Raw genomic sequence first — 12,265 nt, 5'->3', positions numbered from 1 at the left:
ATCCCAGGTTCAGGTCTGGGCCGTTGACATCGATTTAGGGAGCGGCGGTTGATCCTTGTTGCAGCAAAAACATGTTGTAATATAAGCCTTTTTGGGCCAATAGCTGCTGATGGGTGCCACGTTCCACGATTTCTCCATGATGCAAAACCAGAATCATGTCCGCGTCTTGAATTGTCGAGAGGCGATGGGCTATAGCAATCGTGGTGCGGCCATGACGCATTTTTGCCAACGCTTGCTGGATGGCCTCTTCGGTTTCCGTATCGACACTGGCGGTGGCTTCATCGAGGACTAAAATCGCTGGATTCATCGCCATGGTGCGGGCGAAGGACAACAATTGGCGTTGGCCCGTCGAGAGCGTGGCCCCGCGTTCGCCAATGGGCGCATGATATCCTTGATCGAACGCGTCAATGAATGTGTCGGCTTGCACAAACCGAGCCGCGTCTTGCACTTGCTCATCGGTGATCCAAGTGTTTCCTAACCGAATGTTAGAACTGACATCCCCGACAAATAAAAACGGATCTTGGAGGACCAGCCCGATCTTGCGACGCAACTCGTCATCACTAAAGTGCCGCAAGTCAATGCCGTCAATGGTAATGCGTCCGCGTTGGACCGGATAGAAGCGCAGAAGCAGGTTGACCGTCGAACTCTTGCCGCTACCAGTATGGCCAACAAGGGCGACAGTTTGGCCTGGCTGTGCGGTAAAGCTGATATGTTTTAGCACATCGGTTTGGCCATCATAAGAAAAGGACACGTCTTCAAAGCAAATTTGACCTCTTTGGATTACGGGGTGGTGGTCTCCTTCTTGTTGGGGCGCTAAGTCCGGATTATCCAAAATTTGAAAGACACGTTCCGATGAAACCATAGCCTGCTGAAAAAAGTTCAGGCGCTGCATCATGCTGTTGACGGGTTCAAAAAATCGGCTGAGATAGGTGACGAAGGCATATAAGACGCCGATGTTCACCACATGGGCGAAGGAACGCTCCCCAAAATACCACAGGATCAACATGAGGGCCAATAAGTAAATACCGTCCATTAATGGTCTGAGCAAAAGCGCGTTGAGCTGTGTGTTGCGAAATCGCGCTTGCCGGTAGGCTTGATTAATGGTGCCAAATTCTTCCCGCAGGCGAGGTTCTTGACGCATGGCTTGAATCACCGCCATGCCTTGAAGAGATTCATTGAGTTTGGCATTGAGCAAAGACAGCCGTTGCCGTGCTCGATGAAAAACGGGAGCGGTGATCTTGCGATAGAACAACATGATGGCGACGGTGACCGGGAGCAACACCAGGCAATAGGTGGCAAGACGGACGTCAAGAGCAAACATGGCAATTAAAATGCCTACGAGCACGGTGATGTTTTGGACAAACGTGGAAAGCACCGTCATAAACATGTCTAAAATCGCTTCGGTGTCGTTGGTCAAGCGGGAGACTAAAACGCCTACGGGCGTTCGATCAAAAAACGCTAAAGATAGCGTCTGCACTTTGTCAAAAAGTTCGACCCTAAGCGTTTGAATCACATCGAGCGCCAATACCTGAAATAAGAGCAATTGGGCAACATTAAATCCAGCTGTCATTACCACCAGTGCCAAGTAGCCCCCACCTAGCCCTATCATCGCAGGCTTTGGAAAGTGGCGAGGAATCAGATAGCGATCGATGAAGACCTTGATGAGAATGGGTTGCAAGACGTCTGTCGCTGTGGCGAGGAGCAATAAGACCAAAGCGAAGATGACGGTTCGCCGGTAAGGCAGCATGTAGCGCAAAAGGCGCCTTAATGTATGTTGACCAGATGCTTGGGGAACAAAATCTAAAGATTCGCTTGCCATCATACCGTTGCTCCTCCTTCTTCGACAAATGCTTCAAGCTGCTGCCTTTGGTACATGTCATGATATCGGCCGCCCTGCGCCCAGAGACTGTCATGAGTTCCGCGCTCCACGATCATGCCATCCTCAAGCACAATAATTTGGTCAGCATGCGCGATGGTGCGAAGGCGATGGGTAGCAATGATGGTGGTGCGTCCTAAACGATTGGCACGCAATGCTTCAAGAATTTGAGCCTCTGTACGTCCATCGACGGCGGATAAGGTGTCATCGAGCAGTAGGATTTCCGCATCTTGCAACAATGCCCGCGCGATTGAGATCCGCTGTTTTTGGCCACCGGATAAGGTGGTGCCGCGTTCACCAATAAGAGTTTCATAGCCTTCGGGGAACCGTTCAATGTCGTGGGCGATCTGCGCCAAGCGCGCTGAGGCTTCAATCTCTTCGAGTGCGGCGTTGGGCCGGGCAAACGCGATATTTTCCCGAATGGTGGCAGAAAAGAGAAAATCATCTTGAGGAGCGTACGCGATGCATTGGCGCAAGGCGTCTAACGTGACCATTTTAATGGACCGATTGCCGATACGTATGTCGCCTTGGTCCACGTCAAATTCACGCAAAAGCAACCGCATCAACGTGGTTTTTCCAGAGCCCGTACGCCCCACAATGCCCAAGGTTTCGCCTTGCCGAATGTGGAGATGAATGTGTTTTAAGGCCGGAGTGTCCTGAGTGGGATAGGTAAAGCGTTCGAGATCATAGACAATATCCCCAGTGGGGACATGGGTGTCGGCATGCGGAGCGTCTTGAATAGCCGGGGGAATTTCTAGCAACCGTTGCACGCGTTCATAAGAAGCGCTGCCCCGCTCGACAATATTAAAGAGAAACCCAAAGGCCAGCATCGGCCAGATCAGTTCCCCTAGATAGAGCGTAAATGTTGTCAACTCCCCGATATTCATCTGGTGATGGACAATAAAGTCGGCCCCAAAGGCGATGGAGAGAAAGTAAGACAGCCCTACAATGACCGAAATCGTGGGATCGAAAAGGGAATCAATGCGGGCGACAGCCACGTTCTTGTCTACGACGTCTCGCGACAGGCGGACAAATTGCTGGCGTTCCCATGCTTCTTGACCAAACGCCCGCACCACTCGAATGCCGGATACGTATTCTTGGACACGGTCGTTGATGTCGGAAAAGGCGGCTTGTGCGACGGCGAATCGTTCATGCAAGAGTTTGCCGTAGCGCGAGACCGCATAGGCCATCAAAGGCATGGGCAGTAGAGCTATGGCTGTGAGTTTCCAACTGATGGTCACCGCCATGGTGGCAATCACGACGGTTCCCGTGGTAATGGAGTCCACCAGAGTTAAGACGCCATCTCCGGCTGTTTCTTGAATCGCTTGCACGTCATTCGTCGAATGAGCCATGAGATCCCCAATGCGGTGTTCGTGGTAGAATTCCGGAGCCATGAGGGTGAAATGGTGATACAGCCGGTCACGCAGCTCGGTGGCGAGTTGAATGGATCCTCCATAAAGCAAAATGCGCCAGAGATACCGCAAACCGTAGGATGCTAGAGCGGATAGCAAAATGGCCAGAAGTGCATATGCAAGCCGTCTGTGGGTGAGCGTGTGGTGAGCTAATTCATTTACCACGATCCCAACCACTTTGGGGGGGATCAGGGCAATTAGCGCGACGACGACGAGTAAAGCCACTCCTACCAGATATCGTGTGCGATGCTCTTTAAAAAACCACATCAAATCGGAAAACACTTGCACTTAGATTCGTCCTTTCGGGAATTGCCATGGAAAGACGGTCGACGCCCATGAGGCCTTTGACCGAAAATGCAAGGGAAGAAGTCATACGACTTTCGAATACGGGACCAACAGCACGAGGACACCGTGGTTCAATTATAGCCGAAACGAATATGGCGCCGCACGCTTGGGCGGCGAAATCTTGCCCCTAGGAGAGACCAGACCACGCGGCCGTATGTTGCGCTAGGATATCCGTAGCGCTGAAGATAGCAGGCTGGTTCCATGATGCCACAGGAAAGACCACGGGGATTTCCGTGCACGCTAATAGCAATCCGTCGGCCGTAGCAGACCAGGGCCTTTGGGCAATTTCATACAGGGCCTGGCCTAAGGCTACAAGGTCATCTTGTCCTTTGACACGCTCAATGATATTCATGATATCCATTTGGCTTGTGGCATCAGGAAGAACGGGTGTAATCTGGCGTGCCAAGAGATGTGAATCATACAGATGATACTGGACCGTGGGTGTTGTCGCCATAATTGCTAACCGGTGGATGCCGTGAGACGCAATGGTGTCGGAAACCACGGCTAACATGTTGAGCCAAGGAACGGAAACGGCTTGGGACAATGCATCATAGTAAGCATGCGTCGTGCTTGAGGGCATAACCAGGAATTCGGCCCCGGCTTGGACAAGGGTCTGGGCCGCATGAATCAGAGCCGGGAGAGGCGAAGGGCCGCGGTGCTCTAAGTGGGCAATGCGGCTTGGAATCTGTGGGGACGAGAGCAGGATGACTGGAATATGGTCCTCGTCTCGGTGGGCGGGGGTTAACTCAATAAGGCGCCGATAAAAGTAGGCTCCGGCTAATGGACCCAGTCCAGCAATAATCCCAGCAGTGCGCATGTCGGTGCTCCTTCTGTACTAAATAGCGCAAATGGTTGGTCCATGCGCTAGCCTTGTGATCACAGCCGAGAGGCTTTTGCCACCGGAAGAATGTGATTTCATTCTTATTAAAAAGGAAAAACCACGGTTCGGTTCCCTGAAACCAAGACGCGGTCGCTGACATGCCAGCTGACGGCGCGTGCTAAGACCATGCGTTCGACTTGACGTCCTAATCGCTTGAGGTCTTCGAGTTGGTGTCTGTGGTCAACACGGTGCACATCTTGTTCGATAATCGGCCCCGCATCGAGATCTTTGGTCACATAATGGGCCGTGGCTCCAATTAATTTCACACCGCGGGCGTACGCTTGGTGATAAGGCTTGGGCCCAACAAATGCGGGTAAAAAGGAGTGATGAATATTGATGATGCGCTCCGGATACGCCGAAACAAAATCTTCTGATAGGATTTGCATATAGCGGGCAAGGACAATGGTTTGGGCATCATGGGACTCAATCAGCCGTCTGGCTTCGGATTCGCTGTGGGCTTTCGTTGTTTGGGTGACGGGGATGTGATAATAGGGAATATTAAAGCGCTCGGCAAGGGGTTGTAAATCGACATGATTGCTGATGATGAGAGCAATATGAGCTGCGATGTCGCCACGCTGCGTTTGCCATAATAACTCGTTTAAGCAGTGATCTTCACGGGAGACAAAAACGGCCAAGCGCTGCGGGCGGCTGGCTAATGCCAATGTCCACTGCATACGGTATGCTTCCGCCATGACTTGAAAGCGCGATGTTAATGGCTTAGCAGTACCGGGAGCTGCGTCAAATTCGGCGCGCATGTAAAACATGCCGTTTTCCAGCCCTTCGGAGTATTGATCGAAACTGGTAATGTTGGCGCCTTCCTTCCACAGCGCATCGGAGACACTGGCGATGATGCCGGGGGTGTCGGGACATGCGATTAATAAGCGGTAACGGTCAGTCACAAGAACGGCTCCTTTATCTCTTCAGTGTCAGTTAATTGTTCTATTGTACGGCAAAAGACGCAAAGGTGAAAAGTCACGGCTTTTGAGGTGTTCGGCACTCAACGAAAGGCTTGGGAATCGTGCATGCTTGGTCTACAATACAAGAGATTCACGAGGCGAAAGGTGGTTGAGGAATGAAGGCGATGGTCATTGACCAGTATGGTCCACCAGAAGTGTTTCGCGAAGCCGTTATGGAGCCTATTCCGCTAGGTCCTCACGATGTGCTTGTAAACAACTTCGCCACATCGGTTAATCCCGTTGATTGGAAGATTCGTAAAGGGTACTTGGCGGAACGGCTGCCTCTGACTTTTCCGGCTATTTTAGGATGGGATAGTGCGGGAATCGTAGAGGCGGTCGGCCCAGACGTCAAGAATTTTCGCGTGGGTGACCGCGTTTTTAGCCGGCCGGCTACGGAAAGGCCGGGTACATATAGCGATTATGTCGTGATTGATGAATCACTTGTGGCTCCAAAACCGTCGACACTAACGTTTCTTGAGGCAGCCAGTGTTCCGCTCGCTGGACTCACCGCATGGGAGGCCTTGGTGGAAATTGCGCAAATCCAGCCGGGAATGCGGGTATTGGTGCATGCGGGGGCTGGGGGCGTAGGGGGGTATGCCATTCAACTCGCGAAGGCGTATCAAACTTTTGTCGTCACGACGGCTCGAGCTTCGAATTTGGACTATGTCAAGGACTTAGGTGCCGATGAAGCCGTTGACTACGAGACCCAGTCGTTCGAGAAGATGCACCACGACTTTGACGTCGTCCTTGACACAATGGGCGGAGCGGTTCAAGAGAAAAGTTTTGGGGTGCTAAAACCAGGAGGCATATTGGTATCTGTGGCGCAAATGCCAGACCCTGCGACAGCGGAAGCCCACCACGTGCGGGCTGAATGGTTCTTTTTGCAACCCAATGGGGCAAAACTTACGGCATTGGGCCAATTGTTTGAGACAGGCCGTATGCGCCCGGTCGTGGGTCAAGTATTTCCCCTTGCCCAGATTGCTCGGGCCCACCGCTTGAGCGAGACTACGCATACCCGTGGAAAGATTGGCATCGTGGTGGATGAGGTTCGAGCCTATCAGAAATAAACACCCATGGCATCAGCCGCTCGTCTCAGACTCGATTACGTAATCTCTCACGGATGAGTGCGGACTGGTTAAGGATTTAAGGGGAAGAGGTTCCCGCGAAGGTGGGAGCCTCTCCTTAATTTACTATCTCGGTTCTTGAGCAAGCACGTTGAGAAGAAGGTTCTTGGGGGAACGGCTTGTAAGTACCTGACAGCCAGCCCCAATGCCAACAAATCCGGCTCCTGCGTAATCGCGCAATGGCATCTTTGGACCGCTTCGATTTATAGTACAATTTATGTGACTGTATCGAGGCTGAGGTGCCTTGGTAAATGGGTTGAGCGACTCGTGAAAAAATAATTTGGTTACGTGAATGACAATCGCTGTGAGGTTAAAGAGGTGAGGCACAATGGCTACGCGACGAGCCGCTAGCATAATTCTCTATCGCCATCAACAAGGCCGTATGGAAGTGTTTTTAACACAACGTTCTCAAACGGTCCAATCTTTTCCGGGTTTTTGGGTGTTTCCTGGGGGCAAACAAGACCCGGCCGACGAACTCGTGGCGAAGACGTTGCCCACTCGGACGTTTGACGCGGGGTTTATTGAACAAGAAGCCTTTCAAGCGGCGATGGCACCAGAATTTCATCAAATGATGGGAAAGCAACCCCTGCTGGAAAGACATGAGCCTTTTTCCGTGGAGGATTGGACGGCATTGGCGGTGACGGCGATACGGGAACTATGGGAAGAAACGGGGATGGCGCTCACTGCGCCGCGTCTTAACGGGATTGATGCCAGGAGGCTTCAACATCGTCTTCTTGCTCAGACAGACCAATTGCCTACGTTGATGGAGCAAGAAGGCTTTATTCCCGACATTTCCCAGCTCGAAGTGGCAGGGCGCATTACGACCCCGGACTTAGGGCCGCGCACAAGGCGGTTTGATACGGCGTTCTTTTTGGTGCCGTGGGATATCGAGGTGGGACCAATGGCCTTGTCGCAAGAAGTGGCGGTGGGCGAGTGGTTTACGCCTGACGAGGCGCTAACGCGTTATGCGCCCGCGCAACTAGCGATTCCCACGCAATATATTCTACGCATGATACATCAACGATGGAAGTCTTCGATAACGGGGGGATAATCAGTTGGGAAGCTATTTGACGCCAATCGTCCCAAATGTCTGGCAGACAGCCGTACCATCGGCCACCATTCCTCCCTATCAACATACCCACTGCTACTGGATTCAAGGCCGCGATGGGATGCTTCTTGTAGATACGGCAGATGGAATGCCAGAGGGCACGCGTGTGTTACAGTCGGCATGGGAGGAATTGGGAAAACCTGATATACAGGCCGTCTATATGACTCATGGTCATGCGGATCACGTCGGGGGTGCTGTTTGGGCGGTTGATACGTGGGATTGTGACCTTTGGCTGCATTCAGCCGATTTCTTTTTGCTTTCCACAAGGTTGCGCGCGTTACCAAAGTGGCGGGAGATTGTTCTTCAAGGGGGACGACTAGAAATTGCGCCGGGGGTGATACTCGTAGAAGCTCCAGGGCATACGCCCGGTCAAGTCAATGTATACGTGCCAGCGCAAGGCCTGTTATTGGCAGGGGATAATTTGTTGGGAAACAGCACTAGTATCATTATCCCGCCCCATGGACATCTGCGCACCTACTTAGATACATTGGACCGATTGGCTGCGCTTGATCTCAAATTGGCGGCACCGGCGCATGGTGATCTAATTGAAAATCCGCACGCGTACATTGCCGGATACCGTACCCACCGCTATCAACGCTTGGAACAAATTGTGGAATCCCTGCGTGAAAAGCCGCAATCCGCGTCTGAATTAGCCGAGCGCATTTATCCGGAGCCGTTGCAAAAGGTTGGAACCTTAATGGTGATGGCTCATTTGGAATATTTAGCAGAGGATCAAAAAATTCGATCGGTAGGAGAGGGGCGATATGCGCTGCCCTCCATAGAGGTTTGAAAGACCCGGCGGAGCAACTAGGCTTCACCGCCGGATCTTTCTTCTGCGCTTTAGGAAGCCTTGGCTTGATATGCGTGACCCATGCGGGGGCGGGTAATCATTTGCAGCAAGATCAAGCTGATAGCGGCTAAGATGAGTCCGCCAATCATGAACAAGAATCCGCCGACAAACGAATGCGTTGTGCTGACAATTATGCCGACGACAATGGGAGCGACAAATCCTCCAATTTGCCCACCGAAATTAACAAAGCCGGTAAATGTACCTCGTAAAGCATCAGGGATGAGATCCAAGGGAATGGCCCAAATAGGTCCGAAGCCGCCAAATAGAAAGAATGCAGCAACAGACAATCCGATCACGCTGGAATTGACAGAGTGGGCGCTATAAGCCATGTAAAGAAAGAAACCGGAGAGCAAATAGCTAAAAGCGACAAGCAATGCGCGGGTTCGGTAAAATACTTTGTTGCCAAGCCATCCAATAATAATGAGGCCGAAAAATCCTGCAACATAAGGAATTGATGCATCAAAACCCAGGGCCGCGAGATTGATATGCCGGCTTAGCGAGAGATAGCTGGGCATCCAGCCCAAGAATCCCCAGAATGCGATATTAAAGAAGAGGTACGCCAGAAAAACAAGCCAAATACCGGGCTGACCGAGAATCTGGCGCCAGTTGGCGGGGTGCCCGTGCTTATTTCGCACTTCGGTATGCACGACCCCACCGTCTGGCGTGGTCGGGATGAGCTTCCAAATTAAAATCGCCATAATGATGCCGGGAACCGTAAACCACAGAAAAAGGCCATGCCATCCTACTTGCGCTAAGAGCCACGTGGAGACGGGAGCCACAAAGGCTGGCCCTAAGGCGATGGCGGTGAGAAATAAGCCATTGGCCGATGAGCGTTCCTCAGATGAAAAGAAGTCTCCAATCAACTTGAATTGGGCGCCGTTTTCCAGCCCTTCTCCGACACCAAATAGTGTCCGGACCACAATGAGTAATCCTGCAGAAAAGACTAGTCCCGTCATGCCCGTAAACACAGACCACCAAATTAGGGCAATTACTAAGAGTTTTCGAGCGCCAAGCCGGTCAGCAAAATAGCCGCCGGGAATTTGTAATAACGCGTACCCGAAGGTGAATGATGACAGCACAACACCAAATACGGCGGGGCTCATGTGCAACGAGTGCATAATGGTCGGGCCTGCGACCGAAATATTAATACGGTCGAGGTAGGCCACAAACATCATGAGCCAGATCAATGTGAGCATTGTCCACTTCTGTTTTTTCACGGTCAGCCTCCTATGGGTATGCCCTTAGAACGAATGATAAATGGTGAAACATCACACAGTATTCAAAAAGATATGTGTTTAGTAAAGATAACGCCAATGATACCATAAGAAATTTTTTCCATGTAGATGGTTATCAAAATTTGTAAGGGGAAAAGTTCGCCCGAGCCGTTTTTGGCAAGGGCGACGAAGGAATAGAACAGAATGGGGAGTTTAGATTATCCTTGCTGCGCAATCCACTGCTGCCATTCGGGAGTTTGAAGGCCGGGCATCCACAAAATGACAGCGGTCCACGTGTTGGCGGCTTCTTCAGTTTGTCGCAGCAAAGCCGCTTGACAGGTCCATACCTGCGTGGGCCCACTTAGGATAGCCGTTAGGTTTTGACGATCCGGCAAAGGGCGGGATGTTTGCAGGCGACATCCGGCCGTCGAGAGGTCGCGGGTCGTCCCCAAGACGTGGCGGGGCCACCATCCCCACTGAATGCGGATGGGCCATTGCCATAGAAAACGGCGGAACTGGCGGTGTTCCACGGGACGCGGGGCGCTGACCAACAAACCTGTTAAAAGGCGCTCATCCAAGGGACTGGCTTGAGCCTCAATTGTCAGTTGCCACGTTAATGGGGGGCTGTGCCACTGTACCGTGGCCGTCTGGGGATGTTGAAACAGTTCGGGCACAAGGTCGTCGAACGCAAAGTAGATACGATCAGGCAGCCTAGCTCGCACCGTAGCCGGCCATGTTTGTGTGCCGACGGTCAACTGAACCGGTAGCCCCGGTGACAACACCGAATAATGTGCCATCTTTACTCCATTCTTTTGGCGAGTTTGGTCACTTAGGTCATTGTATGACATGGACCCTACCATAAGACGATTGCCGCTAAAAATGCTTCGTTAGGAGGGTAAATGTGCCAAAGGCAGTAGTACCGCGCCTAGTGCGTTTAAACTAGGCGCCGTGCCCTGTGAATGGTCGCGACGATGGAGGTGCAACTACCTTAGCACCATGCGTGGCGACTTAATGTATTCGCTAATACCATATAGGTCATAATGATAGAGATGATTAGACCAAGCCATGCCCATTTCGGCCATAACGTCCGCCACGCCACGCCTCCGGCAAACCCCATGGCCAAAATCAACAGGTCAGCCTCTGTACGGAGGGGACGGTGTAGGGCGACAAATAAGTCCAAAGTCGGGTTGGTCCAAATCAAGCCCGCTAAGGCGTTTCCTACCAAAAAAACGATAGCGACCGTTCGGGCTATTTGCCACCGCAACCGTTCTGATTGATGGGGAAGGAATGCGGACATCACGGTATGAATTAGCGAGGAAACGGACGAGATAAGGAGTAGGGCGGCTATCATACCTAATACGCTGAGGCCCCATGCGGTGGTAATGTGCGGCCCAAGGCATCCTGATCGATCGGCTGACACAATACCGCGGGTCACCCAAGCCGAGACCATTAAAGCGTAGCCGACAATCAGAATGCCGAATCCGAGGGCCTTAATGAGTATTGTTGAGACGTTGTGACCAAGGCGCATACGCAAAGTCTTCTCCTTCATAGCTATGCAATGGTGGGCTTAGCGGCGGGAGAAGACTGCCGCAGGGATTTACGATCGTGCCGCGCCAAGCCAATAAGCAGCAGCCACGGCCCTATCATCCCCACTGTGGGAGCCAGGTGGGTCATCAAGGCGCCAAATGCTTGCGGAATCATCCAAATCCATAGCACCCATAACGTCGTCGCGAGGGGAGCATAACGCCAATTGACAAGCCACGCTAGACCTAGCCCTAGCATGATGATGACGAGAAGCAAATTGACCAGCGCTGGATCATGAAAGCTCCACATGACTCCCTCATTAATCCATTGTTGAAGCCATGCAGGCTCAGCACCGTTCATGGTAACGAGCCCAAACAGCTCGGCTAGCCTTGAACCGTGCCAAAATCCAGCGCCTGGTAATGCTTGAAGACCCGCCATCATAATCCATATCCACCCCACGGCTTGGCGGACGCGGTGGGCCACTTGCCCGCTATCCCAGAAATCGATGGGAATCAGTAACAAGGCTGTGCAAATTCCGTAAAGCAAGGCGTTGCCTGGGGTACCGTCGAGCACGCTGCCTGTTCCATTAAACAAACTTCCGAAGCCTTCTCCCATAACCCAGACGACGATGCTCCATAGCACTAGTATCCACGCGCTTAGACGCGTTAGCCATCCCCATTTTGTAGGATGCCACAGTAAACCAATGCCACTCAAAACTTCTCCCACCCCGATTAGCAGAGGCCAGAGGTGCGGGGCGGTGAGCCACAAACGGTCCCCAGTGCGTAAAAGCGCACGAATAACAAAAGGTTGCCATGCTTCAGCCACAGGAGCTAGCACATCGGTAAAGAACAGAGGGCTACGGATAAGCGGCTGAAACATGAGTAGCCCCGAAATGATCCATAAAGCGCCTGTTCCTATCCTCAAACGCTCGCGCCATGGCATGCTTTGTTGTCCCTCCCATCCACAATGAGGTTTT

11 protein-coding genes are annotated in these 12,265 nt (G+C 52.1%); 3 read left to right on the top strand and 8 right to left on the bottom strand.

Annotated elements, in window-relative coordinates:
* Positions 1 to 34: 34 nt before the first annotated feature.
* The 4 genes from CO251_RS13275 to purU form a co-directional block, all read right to left on the bottom strand.
* Positions 35 to 1,822, bottom strand: coding sequence for an ABC transporter ATP-binding protein (locus CO251_RS13275; RefSeq protein ID WP_242968604.1), 1,788 nt, complete (start codon positions 1,820 to 1,822; stop codon positions 35 to 37).
* The gene (locus tag CO251_RS13270) at positions 1,819 to 3,576 is read right to left on the bottom strand and encodes an ABC transporter transmembrane domain-containing protein (protein WP_103376296.1); all 1,758 of its coding nucleotides are present in this window, start codon (positions 3,574 to 3,576) and stop codon (positions 1,819 to 1,821) included. The genes CO251_RS13275 and CO251_RS13270 overlap by 4 nt, the downstream gene beginning before the upstream one ends.
* Before the next feature lie 184 nt (positions 3,577 to 3,760).
* Positions 3,761 to 4,450, bottom strand: a complete 690-nt coding sequence (locus tag CO251_RS13265) for an aspartate/glutamate racemase family protein (RefSeq protein ID WP_103376295.1) — start codon at positions 4,448 to 4,450, stop codon at positions 3,761 to 3,763.
* Between the two features lie 107 nt (positions 4,451 to 4,557).
* Entirely contained in the window at positions 4,558 to 5,412 is an 855-nt protein-coding gene (gene purU, locus CO251_RS13260; RefSeq protein ID WP_103376294.1) for a formyltetrahydrofolate deformylase, read from the bottom strand.
* A 173-nt stretch (positions 5,413 to 5,585) separates the two neighbouring features.
* Between purU and CO251_RS13255 the strand changes: the two genes are divergently transcribed.
* The 3 genes from CO251_RS13255 (at position 5,586) to CO251_RS13245 (ending at position 8,491) form a co-directional block, all read left to right on the top strand.
* The gene (locus CO251_RS13255) at positions 5,586 to 6,536 is read left to right on the top strand and encodes an NADP-dependent oxidoreductase (protein WP_103376293.1); all 951 of its coding nucleotides are present in this window, start codon (positions 5,586 to 5,588) and stop codon (positions 6,534 to 6,536) included.
* Positions 6,537 to 6,921: 385 nt separating this feature from the next.
* Positions 6,922 to 7,644: an NUDIX domain-containing protein gene (locus CO251_RS13250; RefSeq protein ID WP_103376292.1), complete on the top strand. Its 723-nt coding sequence runs from the start codon at positions 6,922 to 6,924 to the stop codon at positions 7,642 to 7,644.
* Positions 7,645 to 7,648: 4 nt separating this feature from the next.
* Positions 7,649 to 8,491 (top strand): MBL fold metallo-hydrolase, encoded by an 843-nt coding sequence (locus CO251_RS13245; protein ID WP_103376291.1) that lies wholly within the window; start codon positions 7,649 to 7,651, stop codon positions 8,489 to 8,491.
* 50 nt (positions 8,492 to 8,541) lie between these two features.
* Here the strand turns inward: CO251_RS13245 and CO251_RS13240 are convergent, their stop codons facing one another.
* From CO251_RS13240 to CO251_RS13225, 4 genes are all read right to left on the bottom strand, one after another.
* On the bottom strand, positions 8,542 to 9,768 hold the full coding sequence (locus CO251_RS13240; protein WP_103376290.1) for an MFS transporter: 1,227 nt from the start codon (positions 9,766 to 9,768) through the stop codon (positions 8,542 to 8,544).
* Positions 9,769 to 9,983: 215 nt separating this feature from the next.
* Complete coding sequence (locus tag CO251_RS13235) at positions 9,984 to 10,562, bottom strand: hypothetical protein (RefSeq protein ID WP_103376289.1); 579 nt, start codon at positions 10,560 to 10,562, stop codon at positions 9,984 to 9,986.
* A 191-nt stretch (positions 10,563 to 10,753) separates the two neighbouring features.
* On the bottom strand, positions 10,754 to 11,293 hold the full coding sequence (locus CO251_RS13230) for a hypothetical protein (RefSeq protein ID WP_103376288.1): 540 nt from the start codon (positions 11,291 to 11,293) through the stop codon (positions 10,754 to 10,756).
* 23 nt (positions 11,294 to 11,316) lie between these two features.
* Positions 11,317 to 12,231 (bottom strand): hypothetical protein, encoded by a 915-nt coding sequence (locus CO251_RS13225; RefSeq protein WP_103376287.1) that lies wholly within the window; start codon positions 12,229 to 12,231, stop codon positions 11,317 to 11,319.
* Between the last annotated feature and the right edge of the window lie 34 nt (positions 12,232 to 12,265).

This window comes from Sulfobacillus sp. hq2, from assembly GCF_002903155.1.
GTDB classification, from domain to species: Bacteria; Bacillota; Sulfobacillia; order Sulfobacillales; family Sulfobacillaceae; genus Sulfobacillus; species Sulfobacillus thermotolerans.
The sequence above is the reverse complement of the archived record's forward strand: the minus strand, read 5'-3'. Positions and strand labels throughout refer to the sequence as shown.

Bases quoted from the DNA above. Each gene is read 5' to 3' on its own strand.
- CO251_RS13275 (WP_242968604.1), bottom strand. From the start codon at position 1,822: ATGATGGCAAGCGAATCTTTAGATTTTGTTCCCCAAGCATCTGGTCAA.
- CO251_RS13265 (WP_103376295.1), bottom strand. From the start codon at position 4,450: ATGCGCACTGCTGGGATTATTGCTGGACTGGGTCCATTAGCCGGAGCC.
- CO251_RS13255 (WP_103376293.1), top strand. From the start codon at position 5,586: ATGAAGGCGATGGTCATTGACCAGTATGGTCCACCAGAAGTGTTTCGC.
- CO251_RS13250 (WP_103376292.1), top strand. From the start codon at position 6,922: ATGGCTACGCGACGAGCCGCTAGCATAATTCTCTATCGCCATCAACAA.
- CO251_RS13235 (WP_103376289.1), bottom strand. From the start codon at position 10,562: ATGGCACATTATTCGGTGTTGTCACCGGGGCTACCGGTTCAGTTGACC.
- CO251_RS13230 (WP_103376288.1), bottom strand. From the start codon at position 11,293: ATGCGCCTTGGTCACAACGTCTCAACAATACTCATTAAGGCCCTCGGA.
- CO251_RS13225 (WP_103376287.1), bottom strand. From the start codon at position 12,231: ATGCCATGGCGCGAGCGTTTGAGGATAGGAACAGGCGCTTTATGGATC.